At 65.2% G+C, this 26,268-nt stretch carries 24 protein-coding genes, 2 pseudogenes and 1 riboswitch; of the genes and pseudogenes, 17 read left to right on the top strand and 9 right to left on the bottom strand.

Annotation, left to right across the window (positions count from 1 at the left end; all coding sequences use genetic code 11):
• Window positions 1-222: 222 nt before the first annotated feature.
• On the bottom strand, window positions 223-2,271 hold the full coding sequence (locus E6J58_16565; GenBank protein TMB35428.1) for a TonB-dependent receptor: 2,049 nt from the start codon (window positions 2,269-2,271) through the stop codon (window positions 223-225).
• Window positions 2,261-2,456: riboswitch (cobalamin riboswitch) on the bottom strand. (Overlaps the previous gene by 11 nt.)
• A 455-nt stretch (window positions 2,457-2,911) precedes the next feature.
• On the opposite strand from E6J58_16565, the gene E6J58_16560 reads away from it, so the two are divergent.
• The 8 genes from E6J58_16560 (at window position 2,912) to E6J58_16525 (ending at window position 11,457) form a co-directional block, all read left to right on the top strand.
• A complete protein-coding gene (locus E6J58_16560; protein TMB35427.1) occupies window positions 2,912-3,139 on the top strand; it encodes a hypothetical protein in 228 nt (75 codons plus the stop codon).
• Window positions 3,140-3,279: 140 nt separating this feature from the next.
• Window positions 3,280-3,996 (top strand): alpha/beta hydrolase, encoded by a 717-nt coding sequence (locus tag E6J58_16555; protein ID TMB35426.1) that lies wholly within the window; start codon window positions 3,280-3,282, stop codon window positions 3,994-3,996.
• Window positions 3,997-4,113: 117 nt separating this feature from the next.
• Window positions 4,114-4,899, top strand: a complete 786-nt coding sequence (locus tag E6J58_16550) for a thioesterase family protein (protein ID TMB35425.1) — start codon at window positions 4,114-4,116, stop codon at window positions 4,897-4,899.
• A 162-nt stretch (window positions 4,900-5,061) separates the two neighbouring features.
• Window positions 5,062-5,754: a glyoxalase gene (locus tag E6J58_16545; protein ID TMB35424.1), complete on the top strand. Its 693-nt coding sequence runs from the start codon at window positions 5,062-5,064 to the stop codon at window positions 5,752-5,754.
• Window positions 5,755-5,826: 72 nt separating this feature from the next.
• On the top strand, window positions 5,827-6,423 hold the full coding sequence (locus E6J58_16540; GenBank protein ID TMB35423.1) for a redoxin domain-containing protein: 597 nt from the start codon (window positions 5,827-5,829) through the stop codon (window positions 6,421-6,423).
• 186 nt (window positions 6,424-6,609) lie between these two features.
• Window positions 6,610-7,782 (top strand): efflux RND transporter periplasmic adaptor subunit, encoded by a 1,173-nt coding sequence (locus tag E6J58_16535; protein ID TMB35422.1) that lies wholly within the window; start codon window positions 6,610-6,612, stop codon window positions 7,780-7,782.
• Between the two features lie 2 nt (window positions 7,783-7,784).
• Window positions 7,785-11,039, top strand: coding sequence for a hydrophobe/amphiphile efflux-1 family RND transporter (locus E6J58_16530; protein ID TMB35421.1), 3,255 nt, complete (start codon window positions 7,785-7,787; stop codon window positions 11,037-11,039).
• A 16-nt stretch (window positions 11,040-11,055) separates the two neighbouring features.
• A complete protein-coding gene (locus E6J58_16525) occupies window positions 11,056-11,457 on the top strand; it encodes a DoxX family membrane protein (protein TMB35420.1) in 402 nt (133 codons plus the stop codon).
• Between the two features lie 4 nt (window positions 11,458-11,461).
• Here the strand turns inward: E6J58_16525 and E6J58_16520 are convergent.
• Window positions 11,462-11,832, bottom strand: a pseudogene (locus E6J58_16520) (cysteine hydrolase family protein).
• Window positions 11,833-12,060: 228 nt separating this feature from the next.
• Here E6J58_16520 and E6J58_16515 point away from each other — a divergent pair.
• From E6J58_16515 to E6J58_16490, 6 genes are all read left to right on the top strand, one after another.
• On the top strand, window positions 12,061-13,416 hold the full coding sequence (locus tag E6J58_16515) for an epoxide hydrolase (protein ID TMB35419.1): 1,356 nt from the start codon (window positions 12,061-12,063) through the stop codon (window positions 13,414-13,416).
• An 85-nt stretch (window positions 13,417-13,501) separates the two neighbouring features.
• Window positions 13,502-13,903, top strand: a complete 402-nt coding sequence (locus E6J58_16510; GenBank protein TMB35418.1) for a cupin domain-containing protein — start codon at window positions 13,502-13,504, stop codon at window positions 13,901-13,903.
• A gap of 92 nt (window positions 13,904-13,995) precedes the next feature.
• Window positions 13,996-14,388 carry a hypothetical protein gene (locus tag E6J58_16505; GenBank protein TMB35417.1) on the top strand — a complete coding sequence of 131 codons (393 nt, stop codon included), beginning with the start codon at window positions 13,996-13,998 and terminating at the stop codon, window positions 14,386-14,388.
• Between the two features lie 114 nt (window positions 14,389-14,502).
• Window positions 14,503-15,849: an epoxide hydrolase gene (locus E6J58_16500; protein TMB35416.1), complete on the top strand. Its 1,347-nt coding sequence runs from the start codon at window positions 14,503-14,505 to the stop codon at window positions 15,847-15,849.
• A complete protein-coding gene (locus tag E6J58_16495; GenBank protein ID TMB35415.1) occupies window positions 15,849-16,901 on the top strand; it encodes an alpha/beta hydrolase in 1,053 nt (350 codons plus the stop codon). Before E6J58_16500 ends, E6J58_16495 begins: the two co-directional genes overlap by 1 nt.
• Window positions 16,898-17,908, top strand: a complete 1,011-nt coding sequence (locus E6J58_16490; GenBank protein ID TMB35414.1) for a thioredoxin family protein — start codon at window positions 16,898-16,900, stop codon at window positions 17,906-17,908. The genes E6J58_16495 and E6J58_16490 overlap by 4 nt, the downstream gene beginning before the upstream one ends.
• A 47-nt stretch (window positions 17,909-17,955) precedes the next feature.
• Here E6J58_16490 and E6J58_16485 read toward each other — a convergent pair whose 3' ends face one another.
• The 5 genes and pseudogenes from E6J58_16485 to E6J58_16465 all read right to left on the bottom strand — a co-directional run bounded on the left by E6J58_16485 (window position 17,956) and on the right by E6J58_16465 (window position 21,883).
• Window positions 17,956-18,747 carry a DUF2182 domain-containing protein gene (locus E6J58_16485; protein TMB35413.1) on the bottom strand — a complete coding sequence of 264 codons (792 nt, stop codon included), beginning with the start codon at window positions 18,745-18,747 and terminating at the stop codon, window positions 17,956-17,958.
• A gap of 52 nt (window positions 18,748-18,799) precedes the next feature.
• Window positions 18,800-19,570 carry a DUF899 domain-containing protein gene (locus tag E6J58_16480; protein TMB35412.1) on the bottom strand — a complete coding sequence of 257 codons (771 nt, stop codon included), beginning with the start codon at window positions 19,568-19,570 and terminating at the stop codon, window positions 18,800-18,802.
• 116 nt (window positions 19,571-19,686) lie between these two features.
• Window positions 19,687-19,794, bottom strand: a pseudogene (locus tag E6J58_16475) (short-chain dehydrogenase).
• 30 nt (window positions 19,795-19,824) lie between these two features.
• Window positions 19,825-20,493: a glutamine cyclotransferase gene (locus E6J58_16470; protein TMB35411.1), complete on the bottom strand. Its 669-nt coding sequence runs from the start codon at window positions 20,491-20,493 to the stop codon at window positions 19,825-19,827.
• 7 nt (window positions 20,494-20,500) lie between these two features.
• Window positions 20,501-21,883 carry a helix-turn-helix domain-containing protein gene (locus E6J58_16465; protein ID TMB35410.1) on the bottom strand — a complete coding sequence of 461 codons (1,383 nt, stop codon included), beginning with the start codon at window positions 21,881-21,883 and terminating at the stop codon, window positions 20,501-20,503.
• Between the two features lie 214 nt (window positions 21,884-22,097).
• Between E6J58_16465 and E6J58_16460 the strand changes: the two genes are divergently transcribed.
• Window positions 22,098-22,439 carry a twin-arginine translocase TatA/TatE family subunit gene (locus tag E6J58_16460; protein ID TMB35409.1) on the top strand — a complete coding sequence of 114 codons (342 nt, stop codon included), beginning with the start codon at window positions 22,098-22,100 and terminating at the stop codon, window positions 22,437-22,439.
• Here the strand turns inward: E6J58_16460 and E6J58_16455 are convergent.
• Entirely contained in the window at window positions 22,345-24,273 is a 1,929-nt protein-coding gene (locus tag E6J58_16455) for a tetratricopeptide repeat protein (GenBank protein ID TMB35408.1), read from the bottom strand. The two genes, E6J58_16460 and E6J58_16455, sit on opposite strands and share 95 nt — an antisense overlap.
• 611 nt (window positions 24,274-24,884) lie before the next feature.
• Between E6J58_16455 and E6J58_16450 the strand changes: the two genes are divergently transcribed.
• Window positions 24,885-25,430 carry a sigma-70 family RNA polymerase sigma factor gene (locus E6J58_16450; GenBank protein ID TMB35407.1) on the top strand — a complete coding sequence of 182 codons (546 nt, stop codon included), beginning with the start codon at window positions 24,885-24,887 and terminating at the stop codon, window positions 25,428-25,430.
• Window positions 25,431-25,560: 130 nt separating this feature from the next.
• Window positions 25,561-25,764 carry a hypothetical protein gene (locus E6J58_16445; GenBank protein ID TMB35406.1) on the top strand — a complete coding sequence of 68 codons (204 nt, stop codon included), beginning with the start codon at window positions 25,561-25,563 and terminating at the stop codon, window positions 25,762-25,764.
• A gap of 8 nt (window positions 25,765-25,772) precedes the next feature.
• Here E6J58_16445 and E6J58_16440 read toward each other — a convergent pair whose 3' ends face one another.
• Entirely contained in the window at window positions 25,773-26,219 is a 447-nt protein-coding gene (locus E6J58_16440; GenBank protein ID TMB35405.1) for a cupin domain-containing protein, read from the bottom strand.
• Window positions 26,220-26,268: the final 49 nt, after the last annotated feature.

The following is a 26,268-nucleotide window of genomic DNA, read 5'->3' as shown; positions in this document are numbered from 1 at the left end:
GGGTGGGATCGAAGGGCCGCAACGCGCTTCCAGAAGGCAAAGTGATGCTGGCGAGGGGAGGCGGTGCGCGGAAGCTGCCGCCGCTGCAGCTGGCCAGGAATGCCGCCAGCGCCAGGGTAAACGATCGAGTGGATACGGAACGGTTCATGTGGACCTCGTGCGCGTGGCAAATGTGCGATGGCGAAGGGCTCGCCGGCGCCACCGCTGGGAAGAGGAGTGGCGCTAGAAGCGGGCCCGCGCGGTCGCCTGGAACGAGGCCCCCGGAAGCGGGTACTGGAAGAGATCCTGCTGCGTACGGTCGTCGAGCACGTTGCGGACTTCGAGGTCGACCCAGAGTGGGCCAGCCACGCGCACACCCGCGCCTGCGTCGATACAGACCTGCGCGGGCAGTTCGGCCGTGCCATACGCGTTTCGCGGCATCGCCGAGGAGAGCTGGACTTGAACGAAACCTTCGAGCCGGTCTCCCCGGCGGTCGAGCCGCGCGAAGAGGCGGTGGGGCGAGCGGTACGAGAGCTTGCGCCCTCCTTGGGTCGCCGAGGGCCGCTCGTTCACCGCCTCGACGAAGCTGTAGGCCACCTCGAGGCCAACCTCGAGCGGGAGTCTGACGGAGAGTTGGACTTCGGCGCCTCGGATTCGCGCAGCGCCGATGTTGTACGGCTTCACCCGCGCCGGCGGATACAGCTCGTAAAGGATCAGATCGCGATAGCGAGACCAGAAGACGCCGGCCGAGGCGGTGAACGGATGGGTCTTCCAACGCAGGCCGGCGTCGACCGACAGGGCCCGCTCGGGGCGCAGATCTGGATTCGGCTGCGTAGGGCCCGTGTCGAGATACAATTCCGAGAAGGTGGGCGGGCGGAAGGAGGCTCCAGCGCCAGCTCGCACCTCGAAGGGTTCGACAGCAGTGCCCAGAAAGGGTCGCGCGCTGGCGCTCAGGCCCGGACTGAATCCGGTCATTGTCCCAACGAAGTCGAGCCGCAGTGCCGGATACACGGAGAGCGCTCCCCGCAGGAGCGAAGCGTCGTCGGAGATCCCCAGCGAGACGATCTCGCGGCGGTGGATTCCGGCGTAGCTTCCTGCTAGCCATTCGCCGCCCGCGGATAGGGACGTCGCGATGGAATGGCTGAGAGAAACGGGGAACGTCACCTCGAGCTCGCCGCGCGTCCCCAGTGTGTGGCTCTGCTGGACCGCGCAAGCAGGGCTCGAACCGCCTTCGGGACAGTCGAAACCCAGTCCGAGCGCGCGCAGCTGGACGAGGCTGGCGCGGCCCCAGCCGCGAGCCTGGATCACGGTCTCCCCGACGGTCGCCCGCAGTCGCGCGCCGAAGATCCCGCCTTGGTCGCTTTCACGCGCCCGCGGCGTGAACATGCCCACAGGTCCAGGCAATCCGCGGCTGGCCGCGGTGCCCTGGAAAAGAGCGTCGAGCTCCAGGCCTTCGCGCAGCGGCACTTCGGTCCGCACCAGCAGCGAGCCGCGCATCGCATCGGCGTTCTCCCGCACGGCTGGGTAGTAGGGCGCGCCCGGGATCTCCGGCGTGAACTGGCGCTCGTACTGGAACCTGCCGTTCGTCCGATCGAGCTGTATCGCCACGATGCTGCGGGCCGCGCTGGCCAGCGAGACCACCGCATCCGCCGTCACGCGCACCGAGCCGAACGACCCGGCGGCGAGTTCAGCGCCAAACTGCGGCTCGGAAGCACCGGTCGTCTTCGGCACCAGCTCGACCGCCCCGCCGAGAGCGCCGGCGCCGAGCTGCGCGCCGAGAACGCCGCGGCTAACGACCACCTTGCTTACGAACGAGGATGGCAGCGTGGACAGGTCGATGGCATCGCCGCCGGGCCCTTGGAGCGGAATGCCGTCGAGCAGCACGAGCGTTTGATCGGGCGACGCTCCGCGCAGCGACACGAACGCGGCTTGTCCCGGGCCGCCGCTCCGCTGCACTGAGACGCCGGGCGATGTGGCGAGGAGCTCGGCGACCGTCGGCGCCTCGCCTGCGAAACGTTCGGCGTCCACCACTGAGGTCTGCGCGGCGCCGCTCGGGCGCGAGCCGCGGACATTGATGACCTCGGTCAGTGGCCCGGCAACAGGCTCCTCCGGGACGCCCGCGTCCTGATCGGCACGGACGCTCCGCGTCCAGGAGAGCAACGCGGACAGGAGGACGGTGAAGAAGCTCGCGGCCGACTTCGCGCGCGAACAAACGAGACGCCCCTGCGGGGCTTCGACCAGCGGCATGATGTCTCCCTCTTTCTCTCGAAGAGGCGAAGGACTTCGTCTCATGCCGCCAGGCAGGTCTCCTGGCTCCCGGGTCCGCAGCGACTCGCTGCGCGCGCGTCCCGCCTTCCCCGGTGCATGCACCGAGTGGCTTCTGGGACGAGCTGCCCGGCTACAGTGGCGGGACCGCGCCGGAATTCGACCGGCTTCCCTCTAGGCCCTTGTGGGGCGCCACGGCGGCACGTCTAGCAATTGCGTTGGCGCGTTTACGCCGTTCGCCACGACTCGTCAAGCGGGGCGTTTTCGGCCAGGGGTCATTCGTGCTCCGGACGTGCGACGATGAACGCAGCGAGATCTCGAGATGCGAACGTGTGGCAGTCGTCCACGGGCGCACAGCGTGTAGACCGTGGCGTGGAGGTTCGGGAATCCTGGCCTTCAGAATTGCCAAGGCGAAGGTCGCCGGTTCGAACCCGGTGTTCCGCTCCAAGTCTTTGAAAAAGCCCGGTCTGATCCGGGCTTTTTTATTTCCAGCGCAAAAGGCTCTGACGTGTCGATCCGGCTCGCCGGGCTCGCTCGTCGCATGATCGGAAGCCGAGGAGGAGCCATGAAATATCTGTCGTTCATCCGCGGCGATTCCCCGGGAGGCAAACCGTGAGGAACCTCATTCTCAAGATGTCCGTCTCGGCAGGAGCCAGGCAAGGAGATCATGGCGCACGGAGGCGTCGGGTTTGCCCGGAGCCTTGTGCGGCTCGGACTGGTCGACGAGTACCGGCTGCTGATTCATCCGGTCGCACTCGGGAGCGGGCTAGGCCTCTTCTCGTCCCTGGCCAGGCCGATCTGGGCCTGGCCCCCGTCGGCGGTGAGCTGCAGATTGCCCTCGGCGCCGTTGATCTCCCGCATCAAGTTCGTGCCGCGCGAACGGCCGCCGCGGTAGTGGATCGAGAGTGCGGCGACCTTGGCGGTGCCTATTGACATCCCGAGCAGCCGCTTCTAATCGAGGGCCTCGGAGGGCAATGCAATCACCCTCCACGGCAACGAACAGGTTCCGCGCACTGCGCGTCAGAGGAGATCGCCATGCCTGCAACCGATAGCTCGGCAATCAGGAACATCGTTCTGGTCCACGGCGGCTTCGTCGACGGCTCAGGCTGGGCGGCCGTGTACGGGATCTTGAAGAAGGACGGGTACGACGTAGTGGTCGTGCAGAACCCCACGCTGTCTCTGGCTGACGACGTCGCGGTGACGAAGCGCGCGATCGCCGCGCAAGGCGGCCCCGTATTGCTCGTCGGTCACTCCTACGGCGGCGTGGTGATCACCGAAGCCGGCACCGACCCGAAGGTCGCCGGGCTCGTGTACATCGCCGCTTTCGCTCCCGACAAAGGGGAATCGGTGTCGTCGCTGATCAAGGATCCCCCGCCTGGCGCGCCGGTCCCTCCGATCCTGCCTCCGCAAGACGGCTTCTTGTTCCTCGACAAGGCGAAGTTCCACTTCTCCTTCGCGGGTGACGTGGACGCCGACACGGCCGCGTTCATGGCAAGCTCGCAGGTCCCCTGGGGCGTGGAAGCACTGTCCGGGACGATCACCGAGCCCGCCTGGAAGACCAAGCCGAGCTGGTACCTGGTGTCCACCGAGGACAGGATGATCCCGCCGCCTGCCCAGCGGAACATGTCAAAGCGCGCCGGCTCGACCGTCACGGAGGTCGCCGGCAGCCACGCGGTCTATGTGTCGCAGCCGAAGTCGGTGGCCGCATTCATCGAGAAGGCCGCCAACGAAGTGGCGGCGAAGCGACGGTAGCCGCCTTCGGGGAACCGCACGCTACGCGCGCATGCGGAGATACTTCTCGATCTGCCCGGAGAGGGCCTCGGCGGCGCATAACGCGCAACGGGACACAACCCCGCGCATCGTTCAACCGTGACGTTCGATGCCTTCTTCCACCGTGACGGCGGCCGCTACGTCCCGACCGAGCTCACCCGCGGGCCTTGGAGCGCCGACGCGCAGCACGGCGGTCCGCCCGCTGCGCTCCTCGGCACGGTCCTGGAGGCAACTGAGCGGCGCGACGACTCGATGATCGTGCGCGCCACCTTCGAGATGCTGAAGCCCGTCCCACTCGCGCCGCTGACGGTCGCGACCCGCGTGCTCAACGCGGGGCGCAGCGTCCAGGTCCTCGGCGGCACGATCTCCGCGGGCAGCGAGGAGATCCTCCGCGGGGAGGCGCTACGCATCCGCACGACCGACCTCTCGTTTCCCGAGCCGCCGCTCCTGCCTGCGGTTCCCGGACCCGATCGGGGCAAGGTGGCGCGGTTCTTTCCCACCGGCTACGAAGTCGGCTACCACACCGGGATGGAGAACTCGTTCGTGCGCGGCGGTTTCCTCGAGCAGGGCCCGGCGATCGCGTGGCTGCGCATGCGCCATCCACTCATCGCGGGCGAGCCTGTGACGCCGCTCGCGCGCGTGCTCATTGCCGCCGATTCCGGCAACGGCGTGTCGAGCGCACTCGATTACCGCCGTTTCATCTTCATCAACCCCGATCTCACCGTGTACCTGCACCGCTACCCCGAGGGCGAGTGGGTCTGCCTCGAGGCGGTGACCACCGCCTCGAACCGCGGCCTGGGGCTCGCGCACTCGGTCGTGCACGACGTGCGCGGCCCCATCGGATATGGCCTGCAGGGTCTCCTGATCGGCGAGCGAAAGCGCTGACTCTGATGAAGCGGGGAGATAGGCGAGGACCGTGCTTATCCGTCCTTGCCTTTGGCTTCCAGAACGCGCACACCAGCGCACCGACCAGGGTCTTCCACGGGCGCGAAGTGGCGGCCAAAGCGCGACCCTGATGCCTCACACGACCAACCCACGGAGGCCACGATGAGCAGCACGCAGATGCACAGTGAAAACGCAACCCAGAACCCGAAGGCTGGGATGGTCGATCTGAAGCTCGAGGTCGTCGTCCTTCCGGTGTCCGACGTCGATCGCGCCAAGCGCTTCTACCAGAGGTTGGGGTGGCGCCTGGATGCCGATTTCGCCACCGGTGAGGACTGGCGGGTGGTGCAGCTGACACCTCCCGGCTCACCGTGCTCGATTCTGTTCGGCAAGGGAATCACGACCGCCGTGCCGGGCTCAGTTCAGGGAAATTTCCTCATCGTCGATGACATCGAGGCAGCACGCGCCGAGTTGATCGGACACGACGTCGACGCGAGTGAGGTGTTCCATTTCGCGGGTGGCCTCCATCTCGACGGGACGAAGGGACGCGTGCCGGGCCCGGACCCGGAAGGTCACTCCTACCGCTCATGGGCCTCATTCAGTGATCCAGATGGCAACGGCTGGCTGCTCCAGGAGATCAAGACGCGGCTTCCCGGACGAGGACTGAGCATGGACGTCGCGACTCTGACGGAGCTTCTGCGAGAGACAGAGAAGCGCCATGGCGAGTACGAACCGACCGCTCCGAAACATCACTGGTCCGGGTGGTACGCCGCCTACATCGTCGCGCGCGAGCAGGGGAGGACTCCCGACGAGGCAGCCAAAGATGCCGCGCTCCACATGGAAGGTACCCGCCGCTGAGGGCCGCGCGCCAGCCGATCGATGAGCCGCCGGCCGCTTGTGCGACCGCGCGCAGGGGTAGAGATTGTCGGAATGCGACCCGACATCGTTCCCGGCGCGGTGTTTCCCGACTACGAGCTTCCTGACCACCGCGGCAAGCACCGCACGCTCTCGGAGTTGCAGGGAGGCGATCCGTTGGTGCTGGTGCTCTCTCGCGGAGGTTTCTGTCCAAAAGAAAGGAGGCAACACGAAGGGCTCCTGCAAATCCACCGCGAGATGCAGGTGGGCTACTGCCGTCTCGTGACGATCTCGACCGACAACCTCCTCGAGACGAACGAGTTCCGCGCTGGCGTCGGCGCCTGGTGGACGTTTCTCGCGGACCCCGGGCGCAAAGTGCAGAAGGATCTCGACATCGCGGAATACACCGACCCGCATCACAATCCGATGATCCCTCACACGCTGGTGCTCGAGCCTGGCCTGCGTGTCTACAAGATCTACAATGGGTACTGGTTCTTCGGCCGGCCGACGGTGGAGGAGCTGCGCCTCGACCTGCGCGCCGTACTGCAGCGCTGCCGTCCCGATTGGGACATCAGCGGCGCGGAGCAGCGAACAGCCTGGGCGAAGGGCGAGAAGGCAAACTTCCATCCGTACGGAAAAACGCAGGCGCAGATGTTGGCCGAACAGGACTGATCCGCTCGGCGGCAGCGGGCTTTCCGCGACTCCGAGGAGGATTCATCTCCAAGCGACGACGCCGACAACGTCGGCGCCGCGCCGTCGTGACCCGGATGCGGACACCCACGCGCATTCTTGATAGATGTGCGCGGGAGCGGTTCTGCATCGTTCGCCCGCGCGCCGCATCCGAGCACCGGGTGGATCATGAAAGGGGGCCGCGCCATGATGAACACGCGCACTTGGATCGTCGCCCTGACGCTCGCCAGCGCCGCCTGTCACAAGACCGCCGCCACTCCAGCGCCGCCACCTCCCACCGTCCAGGTGGCGCAGGTCGAACAGATGGACGTCCCGCTCTTCCGCGAGTGGGTTGGGACTTTGGACGGCTTCGTCAATGCCGATATCAGGCCGCAGGTCGAAGGGTATGTCCGCAAGCAGGCGTACAAGGAGGGGACGTACGTCGGGAGGGAAGATCTCCTCTTCGTGATCGACCCGCGCAATTACAAGGCGGTAGCCGACCAGGCAAAAGCTGCCCTGGAGAGGAACATCGCGGCCCTGGCTAAGGCGCGCCTCGACGTCCAGCGCGACAGGAAGCTGATCGCCCAGGAGGTGATCCCAAGACAGCAACTCGACAACGATCTCGCGGCCGAGAAGGAGGCGGCAGCGAGCGTCGAGTCTTCTCGTGCCACACTTGCGCAGGCGAAGCTCAGTCACGGCTGGACCCAGGTGACTTCGCCGATCGACGGCATCGCGGGCATAGCCCAGGCGCAGGTCGGCAGCCTGGTGAGCCCTTCCACAGTCATGACCACGGTCTCGCAAGTCGATCCGATCAAGGTCCAGTTCAACATCAGCGAAGTCGAATACCTCCGCTCCGCCCAGGGCAACCATTGGGCCGAGCCGGCGAGGGGCGATGATCCGCTCCTCGACCTCATCCTCGACGACGGCAGCGTGTACCCGGCACGCGGGACCGTGGTCGTGACCAATCGCCAGGTCGATCCGCGGACGGGCACCATCGCCATCCAGGGTGCATTCCCGAATCGCGGCAACATCCTGCGCCCAGGTCAGTACGGAAGAGTGCGGGCCGCGATCGACGTTCGGAAGGGGGCGCTGGTCGTGCCCCAACGGGCCGTCAACGAGCTCCAAGGGGCGTACCAGATCGGCGTCGTGGCACCGGACGGCACGGTCGACGTCCGGACGGTGCGAGTGGGAGAGCAGGTCGCCAACCGGTTGATCATCGAGGAAGGTCTTCAACCCGCCGACAAGGTCATCGTCGAGGGATTCGTGCGTGTGAGGCCCGGCATGCTCGTGCACGCGACTCCTTCCTCCGACAGCTCCACGGCTTCCGCGACGGCACCTGCGCCGCCCTCACCGGGTCGCTAGCCATGTCCCGCTTCTTCGTCGGCCGTCCCATCGTGGCGATGGTCATCGCCATCCTGATGGTGATCGTGGGAGCCGTCGCGCTGGTCGGCCTCCCGGTGGCCCAGTACCCGAACATCGTGCCGCCGCAGATCCAGGTGCGCACGATCTACACGGGAGCCGATGCCGTCACCGTCGAGCAATCGGTCGCGACTCCGATCGAGCAGCAGATGTCCGGGGTCGAGAAGCTGCTCTACATGCAGTCCACCAACGCCAACGACGGCTCGCTCGTCCTGCAGGTTACCTTCGACATCGACAGCAACATCGCCATCGACCAGGTGAACACGCAGAACAAGGTGGCTCAGGCGCAGCCATCCTTGCCGGCCGACGTGGCGAGCTACGGTCTCACGTTCCAGCAGTCCACCGGTCTTCCACTGCTGGGGATCTCGCTCTACTCGCCGAAGGGCAGCTTCGACACGCTCTTCATCGGAAACTACGCCACCATCAACTTGACGGATGCGCTCTACCGCGTGCCCGGCGTGGGTCAGGTCCTCAATTGGGGGACCTCGGATTACGCGATGCGCGTCTGGGTCAAGCCCGACAAGCTGGCCAAGCTCGGTCTCACCGTCCCTGACCTCGCCGCCGCCATCCAGGCGCAGAACAACGTGAACCCCTCGGGCCGCCTCGGCGCGGAGCCGGCTCCGCGCGGCCAGCAGTTCACCTATACCGTGCGCGCCCAGGGGCGGCTCCTCACCGCGGAGGAGTTCGGCAACATCGCCGTGCGGCTCAACCCGGACGGTTCGACGGTGCGGCTCAGCGACGTCGCCCGCATCGAGCTCGGCGCGCTGACCTACAACCAGCTCGGGCGCTACAACGGAAAGCCTGCGCTCGTCTTCGGCGTCTTCCAGACGCCCGGCTCGAACGCGATCGCCGTCGCCAACGGTGTCCGGGCGACGATGGCGGAGCTGAAGAAGCGCTTTCCGGCCGACCTAGACTACGCCATCTCCCTGGACACCACGGCGCCGGTGACCGAGGGAATCCGAGAGATCCTCGTCACCCTCCTCGAGACCGTGCTGCTCGTCGCGCTGGTCGTCTTTCTCTTCCTGCAAAGCTGGCGCGCCACCTTGATTCCGCTGCTCGCCGTACCGGTGTCGCTGATCGGGACGTTCGTTCTCTTTCCGTTCCTGGGCTTCTCCATCAACACGCTGTCCTTGTTCGGGCTGGTGCTCGCCATCGGCCTGGTGGTCGACGACGCGATCGTGGTGGTGGAGGCGGTCGAACGCCACATCGAGGAGGGGCTCACGCCCAAGGACGCGACCCTCGCGGCGATGAAGGAGGTCACCGCGCCGGTGGTGAGCGTGGCGGTCATCCTCGCTGCGGTCTTCATTCCGCTGGCGTTCACCGGCGGCATCACCGGGCTCCTCAACCGGCAATTCGCGCTCACCATCGCGGTGTCGGTGCTCTTCTCCGCTTTCAACGCGCTGACGCTTTCGCCTGCGCTCTCCGCCTTGCTCCTGCGGCCCCGGCCGGAAAGGAAAGGCGTCCTCGCCGGATTCTTCGGTGGCTTCAATCGCTGGTTCGGCCGGGCGAACGACGGGTACGTCACGGCGTCCGCTTTCCTCGCGCGCAAGGCGGTCGTGGGCATCGGCGTCCTCGCCGGATTCTTCGGTGGCTTCAATCGCTGGTTCGGCCGGGCGAACGACGGGTACGTCAAGGCGTCCGCTTTCCTCGCGCGCAAGGCGGTCGTGGGCATCGCCATCCTCGCCGGATTCACCGTGCTGACGGTGCTCGCCGGCAAGAAAGTTCCCGCAGGGTTCATCCCGGAAGAAGACCAGGGCTACTTCTTCCTCAACGTGACGCTCCCCGACGCCGCCTCGCTGGAGCGGACGGATGCGGTCTGCCGGAAGATCGACGCGATCCTCGCGGCGACCCCGGAGGTCCAGTCCTACAACACCATCGCCGGCTTCTCGATCTTGAGCTACAGCTCGGCGACGTACAGCGGCTTCTACTTCGTGTCGCTCAAGAATTGGTCGGAACGCCCGGGCGCGAAGCACACCGTCGACGCGGTGATCGCCCGCATCAACGGGCAGCTCGCGGGTCAGGTCAACGAGGCAATCGCCTTCGGCTTCCCGCCGCCTGCCATCCCTGGTCTAGGGGCCTCGGGCGGATTCTCCATGTGGATCCAGGACCGCAGCGGCGCCGACGTCCCGTTCCTCGCGAAGAACCTCAATGCGTTCATCGCAGCCGCAAGGAAGCGGCCCGAGGTGGGATCGATCAACACGGTCTGGCGCGCCTCGGTACCCCAGATTTACGCCGACGTCGACCGCGACAAGGTCCTCAAGCAAGGCATCAGCTTGAGCAGCGTCTACCAGACCATGCAAGCGTTCATGGGCGGCGCCTACATCAACCAGTTCAACCGCTTCGGCCGCCAGTGGAGGGTGTTCTTGCAAGCGGAGGCCGACCAGATGGTCCCTCTCTCCGCCTTCGTTTCCACCAAGCGCGTCTACGGTCCCGAGTTCACGAATCGCTTCAACCTGTTCCGCGGTGCCCATCTGATCGGAGGACCCGCACCCGGCTACAGCTCGGATCAGGTGCAGCGAGCGCTCGAACAAGTGGCCAACCAAGTCCTGCCTCGCGAGATGGGCTTCGAGTGGGCGGACCTCTCGTTCCAGCAGCAAAAGGCCGCTGGCACCGGCACGCAGACCTTCGTGCTCTCGCTGATGTTCGTGTTCCTCATTCTCGCCGCTCTGTACGAGAGCTGGTCGCTGCCGTTCAGCGTGCTGCTTTCTCTTCCGATCGCCGTGTTCGGCGCTTTTGCTGGATTGCTTTTGCGAAAGTACGACTTGAACGTGTACAGCCAGATCGGGCTCGTCATGCTCGTCGGTCTTTCGGCGAAGAACGCGATCCTCATCGTCGAGTTCGCCAAGGGAGAGCTGGAAAAGGGCCGACCGCTCATGGACGCCGCCCTGGAGGGAGCAAGGCTTCGCTTCCGGCCGGTGCTCATGACTTCGTTCGCGTTCATCTTCGGTCTCTTGCCGCTCTGGATCGCGTCGGGCGCCGGCGCGGTTTCGCGGCGGATCCTCGGGACCGCCGTCATCACCGGCGTGATGGCGGCGACCGCCATCGCGATCTTCGTCATCCCGATGCTCTTCGTCCTCGTCGAACGGCTGAGCCACAGGCGTAAAACGCAGGTCGAAGGCCGGCCCCTTTATCCGGTTGCTTCGGACGGAGGTCATGTCGACGCGGTCTCTGACGGCGGAGCACAAGTCGGATTGAAGTGAAGATCAGGAATCCTCCGTGTCCGCGAACGTCACCTTCCCTCAGCTCCTCCACCTGCAGGACTTCGCGCTGCTCGGTTTGCGCGTGGTGGTGGCGATCGTTTTCGGTGCCAGCGGCTACTTCCATCTCAAGGACCCGATTGGGCGCGCGAAGAGCGTCGAGCTGAGCCCCGCCGTCACGGCCGGGCTGGGTGCCGCGGAAGCCCTGGCGAGCCTCGGCTTGGTCACTGGAATTCTCATCCAGCCGGCGGCGCTGGGGCTCATCCTGGTGAGCATGGGAGCAATCCAAAAGAAGGCGCTGACGTGGAAGACGGGATTCTGGGGCGAGAAGGCCGGCGGCTGGCACTACGACCTCATGCTCATGGCCATGAGCATGGTCATTCTCTTCACGGCCGGCGGCGGTCTTGTCTTACGGTTCTGAGTCTTCAATCGCTGATCTTCTGGATCGCAGCGATCAATTCTTCCGTCGAGAAAATCGCCCGGGCATAGTTGGGGAGATCAACTCGAGCGTGGCTTTCATTTCGTCCCAGCCGAAGCCCCCGATGGCATCCTTCACCAGCGTGACTTCGTAACCCAGTTCCGCCGCATGACGAATTGTCGAGTCGATGCAAGTGTTCGCGCGCAGGCCGATCGCGATCAGTTGGTGAATGCCGTGCTTCTTGAGCTGCAAATCGAGATCGGTGTTGGCGAACCCGCTGGAGCACCAGTGTTCCAATGCAATGACGTCCGTCCGATCCAATCGAAACGTCACATCTGCCATGGATTGTCTCCTTCGCTCTCTCGCACCGGCGCCCATGGGCCGGTGCAAACCGGGTCTCTCTTGCGGACAGCGCCGGGCGCGTGAAGCCCTCTCGGCAGACGGTTGAAAACTTTTGATCGGGCCGTATCCGAGCCGTCGTGCCCTGGTTCTTTGTCACTTGACTTTCCCGTCCTCGGCGAGCGTCATCCGCGCGCTGTAGCGCGGACGTAGAACGTACCGCTCCGCTACGACGTAGCCCGCGCGTCGCGGGCTGGGGGGAGCACCATGAAGAGCCCTGGATGGCTGACGGGCTGTGCGCTCGCGCTCGCGTGCGCACACGAGAGCAAGGGCGTCGTAAGCCAGAGCGACACGAAGATGCAGGGCGCTGTAGTGGGGGCGTCCCAGCCGCCGGCGGACGGCGCGACAGCCGCAATCCGCCCCTTCAACGTCAACGTTCCGGAGGACGCTCTCGTCGACCTCCGCCAACGCATCGCAGCTACGCGGTGGCCTGACCGCGAAACGGTTCCCGATCGATCGCAAGGCGTCCAGCTGGAAAAGCTACAAGCGCTCGTTCGCTACTGGGGGACGGGCTACGACTGGCGGAAGGCGGAGGCGAAGCTGAATGCCTTGCCGCAATTCATGACCACGATCGATGGCCTAGACATTCACTTCATCCACGTCCGCTCTCGTCGTCCGAACGCCCTGCCGGTCATCATCACCCATGGCTGGCCGGGGTCCGTCATAGAACAGCTCAAGATCATTGCTCCGCTCACGGATCCCACCGCTCATGGTGGACGTGCGGAAGACGCCTTTGATGTCGTCATCCCCTCGATGCCCGGATACGGCTTCTCCGGCAAGCCAACAGGCACAGGTTGGGATCCCGACCACATCGCGCGAGCCTGGGCCGAGCTGATGAAGCGCCTCGGGTACACCCGCTACGTCGCCCAGGGCGGCGACTGGGGTTCCCCGGTTTCAAACGCGATGGCGCGCCAGGCGCCGGCGGGCCTGCTGGGCATCCACGTCAATTTGCCGGCGACGGTACCGCCCGAGGTAGCGGCGGTGCTCCCCGTCGGCGGGCCCGCGCCGGCGGGATTGTCCGAGAAGGAGCGCGCGGTGTTCGACGTGCTCCTCACGTCCGCCAAGATGGGGAACCTGGCCTACGTCGTGATGATGGGCGCGCGGCCGCAGACGGTCGGCTACGGCGTGACGGACTCCCCGGCCGGTCTCGCGGCATGGCTGCTCGGGCATCCAGGCTTCGCGCAGTTGTCGTACGGCGACGATCGCGAAAAGTCGCCGACGAGAGACGATGTGCTGGACAACATCACGCTGTACTGGCTGACGAACACCGGAACCTCCGCAGCGCGGCTGTACTGGGAGAACGCCGGACGAGGCGTGATCAGTGCGGCCGCGCAGAAAACCGCCGAGATCTCGCTCCCGGTGGCCATCACGGTATTTCCGGAGGAGGTCTATCGAGCGCCGGAGACCTGGGCCCGACGCGCCTACCGCAACCTGATCTACTTCCACGAGGTCGACAAGGGCGGGCACTTCGCGGCCTGGGAACAGCCGGCGCTCTTCGCTGCGGAGATCCGGGCGGCGTTCAAGTCACTGCGGCCAGCGGACCCGAGAGTATCGGCGCGCTGACTGATTCAGAAAGGAGGATTCCCATGAAAACGAGGAGCGCAGCGCTCGCGCTTGCGCTGATCGCGTGCGCCGAAGGGAAGCCCACATGAAAACGACCCGAATCATGTCGGTCGTACTGCTGATCGCCGGAAGCGGTCTGTCGCCGCACGTGGCGCGGGCGCAGCTGGCAGGAACCAAGCGCACCGATCTCCAGCGGCACGATCTCAGCGCGCCCGGACGCGAGGTCATCCAGGCGCGCGTCGAGCTCGACCCGGGAGTGGCCTCTCCCAAGCACTGGCATCCGGGCGAAGAGATCATTTACGTCCTCGAAGGCTCGCTGGAGTATCAGGTCGAGGGCAAGACGCCGGTGACGCTCAAGGCCGGCGACGTCTTGTTCATCCCCGCCAAAGCGATCCACTCCGCGAAGAACGTCGGCACCGGCAACGGGGCGGAGCTCGCCACGTATGTCGTCGAAAAAGGCAAGCCGCTCCTGGTGGTGGCCAAGTGAGCGCCGAGTGAGGGGAATCCTTGGAGTTGCCGGTTCATCCTAGTCCTGGGGTCGGGTCACCCCATGAAGACGACCCGAAAGGAGTTTCCACCGTGTCCTCGAAACTTATGCTCCCGCTCATCGCGGGCTTCTCGCTGTGCGTCGTCGGGTCCGTCCCCACGCGCGCAGAATCCACCTCGTCAAATGAAGCAGCGCCGCCAACGACGGACTCGCAGACGAAGCCGGAGAAGAAGAAGAAGGTGAAGAAGCATCCGAACAAGACCGAGCTCGACAAGCTGGAGCGGGGCAACCCGCACAGCGTGATTTACAAGTCCCGGAAGAAGAGCGCTCCCAACCCCACGAACGAGCAGCTCCAAGCCGGCGAGACGGGAAATCCGCACAGCGTGGATTCCGCGAACCGCAAGGCCAGCGCCAAGAACCCGACCGACACCGAGATCAACGCTGGCGAGAAGGGAAATCCCGACGCGGTCCAACCGCAGAAGTGAACGGCGGGATCCCTCGTGAGCTAGGGCCGGTCGCTCCGCGGTGCACCGAGAGACCGGTCTCCAGCAGCGTCTGCGCGTAGGTGCGGACATCTCTATGGAAAAAGGCAGGTCACCATGAAGAGTCTTGGATGGTTGACGGGCTGTGCGATCGCGCTCGCATGCGCACACGAAGGCAAAGGCGTCGTCGCCGAGAGCGATGGGAAGACGCAGGGCGCTGTAGCGGCGCAGCCGTCCCAGCCGCAGGCGGCCTCGACGGCGGACGCCACGACAGCCGCAATCCGCCCCTTCCAGGTCAACGTTGCGGAAAAGGAACTCCTCGACCTCCGCCAACGCGTCGCGGCTACGCGGTGGCCCGACCGGGAGCCTGTCACGGATCGGTCCCAGGGCGCGCAGTTGGCGAAGATCCAGGCGCTCGTACGCTACTGGGGGACGGGCTACGACTGGCGGAAGGCGGAGGCGAAGCTGAATGCCTTGCCGCAGTTCGTGACGAAGATCGACGGGCTCGACATTCACTTCATCCATGTCCGCTCTCGTCATCCGAATGCGCTGCCGCTGATCATGACCCATGGGTGGCCTGGCTCGATCTTCGAGCTCGTGAAGGTGATTGGCCCGCTCACCGATCCCACGGCCCATGGCGGACGCGCGGAAGACGCCTTCGATCTCGTTGTGCCCTCGATGCCCGGTTATGGGTTCTCGGGCAAGCCGCAAAGCACGGGCTGGAATCCCGACCACATCGCACGCGCCTGGGACGAGTTGATGAGGCGTCTGGGATACAAGCGTTATGTGTCGCAAGGCGGCGACTGGGGAGCGGTGATCTCGGACGTAATGGCGCGTCAAGCGCCGCCGGGACTATTGGGTATCCACATCAATATGCCCGCGACAGTGCCACCGGAGATCGCGAAAGTTCTCGCCTCTGCCGGTCCGGCCCCGGCAGGGCTGTCCCCCGAGGAAAAAGTCGCGTTCGATGGAATGGACGCCCTCTACAAGAAGGGCTCCGGCTATGCGCTCATGATGGTGACGCGCCCGCAAACTCTCGGCTACAGCCTGGCGGATTCGCCGGTCGGGCTCGCTGCGTGGTTCTATGACAAATTCGCTGACTGGACGTATAGCGGCGGTGACCCCGAGAAGGTGCTCACGCGCGATGAGATGCTCGACGACATCACGCTGTACTGGCTCACCAACACCGGGACGTCTTCCGCGCAGCTCTACTGGGAGAACAACGCGAACAACTTCAACGCGGTGGACATCAACGTTCCCGCCGCCATTACAGTCTTCCCCGGCGAGATCTATCGCGCGCCCCGGAGCTGGGCCCAACGGGCTTATCACAAGCTGATCTATTTTCATGAGGTCGACAAGGGCGGGCACTTCGCGGCCTGGGAACAGCCGGAACTCTTCTCTGCGGAGATCCGGGCGGCGTTCAAGTCACTGCGGCCAGCCAACGAAAAAGTGGCGGGGCGCTAATGTCCGAACACATCGACCACAAACGCCGCCGATTCCTGGGCACCGCGGCGACGAGCATTGCCGCCGCGTCGCTCGGCGTGATCCGTTCCGCTCGCGCACAGTCCGGCAAGACACAACAGGCCGACGTCTCCCCGCCCAAGCCGGGGTCGCACACCGCGTTCGGTCCCATCAAGCAGATCGATGCCGGCCTCCTGAATGTCGGTTACGCGGATGTCGGCCGCGCCGATGGTCCTGTGGTCATTCTTCTCCACGGTTGGCCGTACGACATCCACAGCTATGTCGATGTCGCTTCTGCGTTGGCATCGGCGGGCTACCGGGCCATCGTCCCCTATCTGCGCGGCTATGGCACGACGCGCTTTCTCTCGAGCGAAACGTTCCGGAATGCCCAACAGTCGGCCGTTGCTCTCGACATCATCGCCTTGATGGATGCCCTCCAGATCAAGAAGGCAATCGTCGCCGGTTTCGACTGGGGTTCACGGACGGCCGCCATCCTCGCGGCGCTCTGGCCGGAACGCTGCAAGGCGCTGGTCGCCGTCAGCGGTTATCTGATCACCAACCGCAAGGCAAACCTGCAGCCGTTGCCGCCAGCGGCTGAACTGGGGTGGTGGTACCAGTACTACTTCTCCACGGAGCGCGGGGCGCTCGGGTACACCAAGTACCGGCACGACTTCAACAAGCTCATCTGGAAGCAAGCTTCGCCGAAGTGGGACTTCGATGATGCGACGTTCGATCGCACCGCATCGTCCTTCGAGAATCCGGATCACGTCAGCATCGTCATCCATAATTACCGCTGGCGGCTGAGCCTGGCCAAGGGCGAGCCAAAGTACGACGCTCTAGAAGAGAAGCTTGCTCAAGCTCCCGTCATCACTGTGCCCGCGATCACCATCGCCAGTGATTTCGATGGCGCGGCCGCGGACGGAAAAGCCTATGCCAACAAGTTCTCAGGCAAGTATTCGCACCGGATCCTCAACGGCATCGGCCACAACGTGCCGCAAGAGGCTCCGGATGCCTTTGCCAAAGCTGTCGTCGAAGTCGACGGGTACACCACATGAGCCTGCTCGCCGCGTTGCTCGCCGCCACCATGGCTCCGCTCCCCGTTGAAGGTGAGTTGCCCTCTTTCGGCGGGGCGAGCGGATGGCTCAACTCGCAGCCACTGACCAAGGACGGCCTGCGCGGGAAGGTCGTCCTGGTCGACTTCTGGACGTACACCTGCATCAACTGGCTCCGGACACTCCCCTATGTTCGCGCGTGGGCCGGAAAATACAAGGAACAGGGACTGGTGGTCATCGGCGTCCACACGCCGGAGTTCCGATTCGAGAAGGACCTCGACAACGTCCGCCGGGCTGTGAAGGACAGGAAGATCGATTTTCCCGTCGCGATCGACAACGACTACGGGGTCTGGCGCGCCTTCGACAACCATTACTGGCCGGCGCTCTACCTCATCGATGCGCAAGGGCGGATTCGACACCATCAGTTCGGTGAGGGCGGATACGAAAGGACGGAAAGGATCATCCAGCAGCTCCTGGGCGAAGCCGGGTCCAGCGGCATCGGGGATCACCTGGCTGCGGTCGAAGCCCGTGGTGTCGAAGCCGAGGCGGATTGGCCAGACCTGAAGTCTCCGGAAAACTATCTCGGCCATGAGCGCACGGAGAACTTCGTCTCCCCGGGTGGAGCAGCCCTGGACAAGCGTCGCGTCTATGCTGCTCCTGCGAGGCTGAAGCTCAATGATTGGGCCCTTTCCGGCGACTGGACGGTGAAGAGAGACGCCGTCGCGCTGAACAAGGGGAACGGGCGGATCGCGTACCGTTTTCACGCCCGCGATCTTCATCTCGTCATGGCACCGGCGGCGCGAGGATCGTCCGTCCGATTTCGCATCCTCGTCGATGGACAGCCGCCGGGCGCTGCTCATGGAACCGACGTCGACGACCAGGGCAACGGCACGGTTTCCGGGCAGCGGCTGTATCAATTGATCCGGCAACCGAACCCCATCGCTGACCGGCTGTTCGAGATCGAGTTCCTCGATCCGGGCGTGGAGGCGTTCGCGTTCACGTTCGGCTGAATGGAAGACCTCTCCTGGATTCACAAGCTCCGCCGACCTGGCTTCGGTCATCCGAGCCCGGCTGCTCGCGCGATCAGAAACAACCCTGCCCCCACGACGACGGCACCGGTGCCTCGCGCGACGCGCTCACCGGCCGGTGCGAGACGCTCGACGGTGATGGCTGCCGCCACGACAGCCATCGCGCGAAGGTCCATGACCCCGATGACCAGGAGGATCGCCATCAGACCGACACAGCAGTGGCTGCAGTGGACGCCGAGGCGCAGGCCGTGTCGCCAGGCCGTGCCGGCGTCGGCCGGCAGCGTACGGCCGCGTCCGGGTGCCTCCCGGCAGCAGGCAAGGTGAAGCGCCTTCCACGCGGTGCGCTGGAGGGAGCCGGCGATCAGGACGACCACAGCGACCGCGATCGGTACGGCGCGCGCCAGCGCCGGCTGCTGCATCTCCATCGCCGCCAGCGCGACGCCCAGCGGAAAAGCGGTCATTCCGAACACGGTCCAGACGAAGAAATAACCCATGGCCACGATCGCGGTCAGCGGACCGAGGCGCGTCTCGGGCGTCCTGCCAACGGCCTCGCGGTAGCGCCACAGCATCGGGACCAAGGACGGCAGCATCATCGCCACCATCATCACGACCCACATGCCAAGGAACGACACCGCAGCGCCGGGCCACGTCTGTCCGGGCATCCGCATCCACGCCATCGACATCGTCCAGCCGCCGGCCATCGGCATCTCGCCCATCGCCGACATGGACGCGCACCAGACGATCGTTACCGCCCCGCTGGCAGCGAAGAGCAGCGCTGAGACGCCCAAAAAGGCTTGCTGGGAAGCTCGCTCGGAAGCCATGCGTCGTGAGATCTCCTGTCCTGCCGTAGCGGCACGACAACCACGACATCGGTCAGCCCTTGTCGTACTCGTCGTGGCGGCGCCACCAGACGCCCGTCTCGTTGCGCCCCTTGGGTGCGCGGTCAAGCCACTGGTACATGCCCCAGAGGCCGTCCAGTCCCCGCGCATAGGCGGAATAGGCGTGGTAGACGACGCCGTCCTCCAGCGCGAACGCGCTCATGCCCGGCCTCTCGCGCGTGTACGTGGCCACGTCGGTTCCGGTCATGGCCGCGAAGGCGACAGGGCCCTCGTCGGCGGCTTCCGGCTTCGCGTCCAGCGCGTGGCCGCCGCGCTCGTAGTTGTATTCGACGGTCCCCTCGCGCTGTTGCTTCTCGGTGACCGACACGTTGAAGTCGAAGTTGAACTCCCTGCCGAACGAGGAGGCCCAGGGAAACGTCCACCCCATCCGCCGCTTGAACGCCTGCAGCTTCGCGAGAGGCGCCCGCGACACCGCCAAAAGTGTGACGTCGTGGTTGGCCAGGTGAACGACAGAGCCGTCGAACCCGTCCGCGATCGCCGAACAGGACGGACACCCTGCCTTGTAGTCGGGGCCGAACATGAAGTGGTAGACGAGGAGCTGCGAGCGCCCTCTGAAAAGGTCTGCCAGCGAGGCGCTCCCCTCGTCGGTCTCGAATCGATACTCCTTGTCGATCCGGACCCATGGCAGCTCCTGCCGCCGCCGCGCCAGCTCGTCGCTGCGCCGCGTTAGCTCCTTCTCCTGCTTGAGCAGCTCCAGCCGGGCTGCAAGCCACTCTTCATGTGTACCGGTCATGTGCTTCGTCATTGCTCTTTTCCTCTTCTTCGGGTGTCCTTCATCGTTCGTTCCCTTCCGTCCCACGTTCGCGTCTCACGCTGCGGAGCCCGGTGCCATCGCGGCGATCATTGCGGCCATCTGCCGTTGACCTTCCTCAGGCCCCGGGTCAGGAGCGCTTCCGTCAGCGCTCGCCCGATGCCGCGGTTGGCGCCCGTCACCAGGGCGACCGCTCCTTCGATTCTCTGTGAGTTCATCGTCTTTTCCTTTCTTGTTGGGTTCGCCGGTCAGCGCTGGTTGCGCGCGGTCGGCCTGCGGACGGCGCGTACCTTGCCGCTCGTGTCGCCGCCGCAAAAGAACAGATCCTTGCCATCGGCCTCGAGTCCGCTGACGGTGACGCCCGCGGGCATCTCCAGGCGCTCGAGGACTTCGCCGTTCTCCGGATCGATGCGCCGGATCTCGCTCTGTTCGTCCTCCATCGTGGCGTGCCAGAGCTCGCCGTCGACCCACGAGACGCCGGTGACGAACCGATCCGACTCGATGGTGCGCAGGATCGCGCCCGTGTTCGCGTCGACCTGGTGGATCTTGCGCGCGCGGTATTCGCCGACCCAGAGCGTACCCTCGGCCCACGTCAGGCCCGAGTCGCGGCCTTGTGCCGGCGCGGGAATGCTGCCCAGCACGCGGCCCGTCTTGGGGTCCACCTTCTGGATCCGGTCTTCGGCGATCTGCCAGAGATGTTTGCCATCGAAAGCGGTCCCGGCGTCGGCCGCGACGTCGAGCTGGCGCACCAGCTCTCCGCTTGCAGGGTCGATGGCGGCGAGCTTTTCGCCCCTGGCGAACCAGATGTTTCGGCCGTCCCAGGTGACGCCGTGGACTTCCTCGATGCCCGGAAACGGGCCATATTCGCGGACGATCTCCGCGCGCTTCGCTGTCTTGGGGTTGGTCGTGGTCTTCATGGCAGCGTCAGGGATAACGCACCGGCAGCGCCCCGGGGAGCAACAAGGTTGTCGCGAATCCGGTGAGCGGCGGCGCGACCCAGCGCCGAGAGCGCCCGCGACCCACCGGACGCACTGCCCTGGACTCGTCGAGGTCGCGAATGGCGCGCTGCACCGTCCGCTGGCTCGCGCCGAGGGCGTACGCGAGCGCGGAGGTGGACCAGGGCTCGCCGCCCTCGAGCAGCGCCAGGATCGACCCCGCGGGTCCGTCGATCGGAGGCGCGAGCACCACCACCGGACGCGCCGCGCGAGGCGCGAGCGCGAAGCCCACCTTGGTCGCGTCGACACCCGCAAGCGATCGGATGGCGGCCCGCACGCGCCCGACCTCGACGCGCAGCCGCGCGCGGTGGGACTCGTTCGGCGATCGCGCCTCGAACGCGCGGGCGATCAGCGCCTCGCGAGGAACGTCGCCGGGCCAGGCCTCCGCGAGCGCGCGGACGATCTCGAAGAGCACCGGGCGGCTCGCGAGCGAGACGGAGCTGCCCCGCGCACGCACGGCGCGCCGGCACGCGTCGACGATCAGATCGTCGGAGGCGAAGAGCGCCTCCAATTCTTCGAGCGTCACCTGCGTCACCGATGCGCCGCGGATCAGCCGCGCAGACGGCGACGACAGCGCCCGCTGTGCGCGTTCGACCTCGGCCACGAGCGCCGGAATCCCCGCCGCTAGCGCGGCCGCGTGTGACCGCGCCAGAAAGCGCTCGGCCTCCTTCGCGCGGACGCGCCGGAGCGCGATCTCGGCGCGTGACAGCTCGAACAGCGCGGCGAGCGATGCGGGCGCTCCGTTCGTGTCGAGCGCGGCCAGCGCGGCCTCCCCCTCGTCGAGCCGCCCGAGGAGGAGCGAGCGCCGCACGCCGACCAGGCGCGCGTGCAGCGCGTTCGCGCGATCCCCCAGCGCTTCCAGCGAGCGGGCCGCGGCGTCGAGCGCGCGCGCCGGCCAGCGGAGGTCGAGCGCGGCCAGCGCGGCCTCCCCCTCGTCGAGCCGTCCGAGGAGGAGCGAGCGCCGCACGCCGACCAGGCGCGCGTGCAGCGCGTTCGCGCGATCCCCCAGCGCTTCCAGCGAGCGGGCCGCGGCGTCGAGCGCGCGCGCCGGCCAGCGGAGGTCGCGCGCGGCCAGCGCCACCTCGGCCTCGGCGGCTCGACAGCGAGCGCGCTCGAGGCGCTCGCGCGGGCCGAATCCCCGCGCGGCGCGGCGAAGCAGCTCGCGCGCCCGCTCGTAATCTCCGAGCTGGGCCATGGCGATGCCGCGGAGCGCGAGCGCCGGCGGATCGTCGCGCAGCGCGATCCGCTTCAGCGCTCCGAGCGGATCGCCGGACGCCAGCGAACGCGCCGCGGAGGCGACGAGGGAGTCCATGCCCCCGGAGGTTACAGGCGAAACGGCGGCCGCGCGTCACATAGTGGCAGCTTGATGGTAGTGCCGCCTTCGGGACGGCTGGCGTGGGTGGTGCTGTTCGAGATCGAGAGTGGTGCCCGGTTGCGATCACCAACTCTCTCTGTGTCAACCACGTTCACTTGGGAATAATCGCGCGAACGATTCGGTCTTGGAGCCAGACTCGGCAGGAGAGGCGATGAGACTCGGATTCGGAGAGATTCTTGTAGTGTTGGCCCTGGCGTTGCTGTTCTTTGGCCCGTCCAAGCTGCCGGCGCTGGGAGCCAGTCTGGGTGAGGCGATCCGCGGCTTCAAGCATGGCCTCACGAGCGTGGGTTCCGAGCCGGAAGGCCCGCCCTCGAGCCAGCGGGCCGGCAATGAGGCGACGGGCTCTTCACAGTCGGCAGCGGGTGTATCGGAGACAGCGCAGAAGTTTGTTTTGCCTTTCAACGAGCGAGGCCGATACGCCGTACAAGCTTCTCAAAGCGTAGGTCCGAGCGCAGGGGATCGAAGCCCGGCCGGAGCAGGACGCTCGGGTTGAATCGCGCTTCGTACTCCTTTTCGAGCCAATTCATGGCTTGATTCGTATCCCCGAGAGCTGCGTAGATCACGGCAATCTCCGAAGCATTCGCATCACCAGGGGTTGAGCGATTCTTCAGATCGTCCAGCAGCTTTACCGCTTCGCTCTTCTGTCCGGATGCGACGTAGGCGCGAGCGAGATTAGCCATGCATGTCGGGCTGCGCCCGGAAAGCTGGACTGCTTTTTGCAATTCGTCGACGGCCTCATGGTGCATGTGTTTTTGCAGGTATGCCTCGCCCAGTTGATTATGTGCGAGAGCAAAACCAGGATCCATTTCGATCGTTTTGCGACTCTCTCGTATCGATTCGTCATAAGAGCGCGCAATGACATGAAGCTCCGCCAACTCAGTTTTGATGATCAGGGACAGCGGATCCATGCTTTCTGCGATTCTCATTTCTGCAATCGCTTCATCATTCCGACCCAATAGGCTCAGATGCCAGGCATACCAATGGTGGGCCGTAGCGTAGCCTGGGTTCAGTTCAATGGCCCGCCGGAATTCCTTCCCGGCAGAGTCCAGATCCCAGTCGAAGATATCCAAGCAAAATGCGAGCGAGTTGTGGGCTTCGCCGAGCGCGCCGTCCAATTCCAGAGCCTTGATCGCCGCGGCCTTCGCTCTTGGGAGTGCCTCCTTGGGGGTCATTGCCGCATACTCCCAGTCGCCCAGCAGAGCATAAGTGTCGGCCAGGCCGGAATAAGCTTGGGCGTATTTCGGATCCTCCTCGATCGCCTGATTGAAATGAGCCAGGGCGACCTTCAAAGCATCCGCCGTTCGCTTGTTCCAGAAGTAGCGACCCTTGAGATAGGATTCGTATGCCCGCGGGTTGACGACCCGTACGTTTTGTAGCGCCGCCTTTTCCTGTGGACTCAAATTGAGCCGAATCTGGTCTGCAATGGCTTTAGCCACCTTCTTCTGGAGCGCCAAGGTATCTCGCAATTCACCCTCATAGCTCTGGGACCATAAGTGCTTGTCCGCAGAGGCTTCGATCAACTGTGCCGTGATGCGGACCTGGTCGCCTGAACGGAGCACGGTGCCTTCCACCACGGCATCCACGTTCAGCTCGCGAGCGATCTGCGGGAGAGGCTTGTGTGCGTGTTTATAAGCCATCACCGAGGTGCGCGAGATCACACGCAACGCGCCGATCTGGCCGAGATCCGAAATCAACTCGTCGGTCATCCCGTCAGCGAAGTAATCCTGGGACGCATCGCTCGAGAGGCTTTCCAACGGAAGGACAGCCAAGGAGCGAATGACAGGCGACGGGCGATACCAGGACTGAAGCTTCCCGGCGCCAAAAAATGCCATCAGGAGGAGCAGTACGAGCACTGATATCTTCCACGCAAGTGCCGGCTGAAGATCTTTGAGCATTGCGAGTTTGCCAGCGAAACCGGCGCGATGAGACGGTTCTGGCGCGGGAGGAGGCTGAGTCGCGAGGTCCGGACTGCGAACAGGGGCTGCATCGGCAACTTCGACCTCCGCGAGGAAGCGGTAGCCGCGACGAGCAACAGTCTCCACAAAGCGGGGACTCTGGGCAGAGTCGCCGAGGGCCTCACGGATTTTGTTGATCGCTTTATTGACCCCGTGATCGAAATCCACGAAGGTGTCTGCGGGCCAGAGTCTTTTCTGAACTTCCTCGCGAGTTACGACCTCGCCGGGGTGCTCGAGCAGCATCGCCAGGACTTGGAAGGGCTGTTCCTGAAGCCGAACTCGTAGGCCGTGTTTGCGCAATTCTCCAGCGCGAAGATCCAAGTCGAAAACCCCAAAACGGAGCCGTCCGCGAAGCTGATGGTTTTCTCGCATCGAGAAGTGAACCGCAGTCTGAAGAGAGTGTACCGCCGGGCAGAGTTTACTGGGGCTCGTACGGCCCCACCGAGCCGAACGACGCCCCACCCGCTATCGGCTGGCGTGAGGCGATCACGATCCGGGTGACGCGGGCATCCGCGCCGCTTGCAGGCACCGGAATGAGGAGCATCGACAGCGCTCCGATGGACAGCATGGGACCGCCCTTCTGCGGGGACCGGAGCAGCCGGGCCGCTCCAAACAATCCGTGCGACTTATCTCGCGACCGGCTGCAGATGCCGGCGATGGCGGACTCCCCGTGGCTGCGCAGACTGCGCCTCGCGTTCGCGAGAAATCAAGGCCTTTGGTCCCAGGGCTGCGCGCCAGGCGCGAGGATTTAGCGCTTGCAAGGTCGACCTCGGATGGCGGGTCTGCGAGGGCCCCACATCGACATCCTTGGTGAACGCGAGGCGGGGAGAGTGCCCCGTAAGTCGCCGATTTCGTGACTGTTTTCAGGGGACCCGCATTCCAGCGGGAAGGAACTGCCCGTCCATTGCATCGATTTCAAGCGAACCCTAGTGAGGCCTCTCAAGCGCACCGGTAGGACGCCGAACCGCTTGCAGGAGGCTTCAATGCTCGAGCACGATCATATTCCGAATTTTGAGCAGGTTATTTTGCCGCATCTTGATGCCGCCTACAACCTCGCACGCTGGCTGCTGCGCAACGACCATGACGCCGAGGACGTCGTGCAGGAGGCCATCATTCGCGCGTTCCGCTTCTTCGACGGCTTCAGTGGCGAGAACCCGCGCGCCTGGCTGCTGAAGGTGGTCCGTAACAGCGCATATAAGTTCTTTCATCAGAACCGCGCGCGTGAGCTCGGTGCCGAGTTCGACGAGGAGCTGCATGCTGATGCCGCCTATCCTGGTCGAAGCTCCGAGACACCCGAGGTACTCCTGCTGTGCTCCGCTCAACGGCGCTTGATCAACGAAGCGGTCCAGGCGCTGCCGGTCGAGTTTCGCGAGGCATTCGTGCTGCGCGAGATGGAGGGACTCTCTTACAAGGAGATCGCGGAGGTGGCCCGTATTCCCATCGGGACGGTGATGTCTCGACTGTCGCGCGCCCGGCGGCAATTGCAGGCTGCGGTCGGCCGGCATGAGCAGGCCCGGGGCGCGCGATGATCTGCGCCGGGGCGCGCAGGAATCGATGCCGGGCGTACCGATTCATTCGGGCGGAGGCAAATCGGAATGAACGATCGAAGAGGGACGCCGAGAAGATGCGCACCGTGCTCCCGGAGGGATATCGGTCTCTTTGAGGCAGCTGAGCCTGGCGTGGGGGCCGATGATTCTCGGGCTGATCACTACCAAGGATGTCCTCCGGCACACGCGGACGATCGTGCGCGAGTTCGGGGCCGCAACGTACCTGCGCTGCTGCCTGGGCATCCTGCGGCGGAAGCAAACGACATTCCTCGAGTGCATCTACCCCCCTTCTTGCACTGCCGCTCGAGCTGCGTGAGTGCCGATTCATCGGGATGGCGTCGCAACCCCTGCGTACTGCTCGTCGGTGACCTTCTCCATCCAGTCGACGACCTTGCCGTTGAGGTGTTCCTGAATGGCGAGGTGAGTCATCGCGGTCGTCGGAGACGCGCCGTGCCAGTGCCGTTTGCCGGGCGGGATCCACACCACGTCGCCGGGCCGGATCTCATCGCTGGGCCCACCTTCGATCTGCACCCGGCCGACGCCGGCAGTCACGATCAGCGTCTGCCCGAGCGGATGCGTGTGCCACGCGCTGCGAGCGCCTGGCTCGAACGTCACGTACGCTCCGGATGCGCGCGTCGATTCTTTCGCCTGGAAGAGCGGATCGATGCGCACCGATCCGGTGAAGTATTCGGCGGGACCCTTTTGCGAAGGCTGCGTGCCGACCCGGGCGATGGAAAGGGAAACGACCGTTGCCGCGGCGACCATGTTCATATCCGTCCTTTCAACTCGGCTGGCCGGTGTATTGATGCGGATTCTCAAA

It is taken from the genome of Deltaproteobacteria bacterium (assembly GCA_005879535.1).
GTDB lineage: Bacteria > Myxococcota > Myxococcia > Myxococcales > 40CM-4-68-19 > 40CM-4-68-19.
This window is presented reverse-complemented; position numbering and strand designations above follow the sequence as displayed.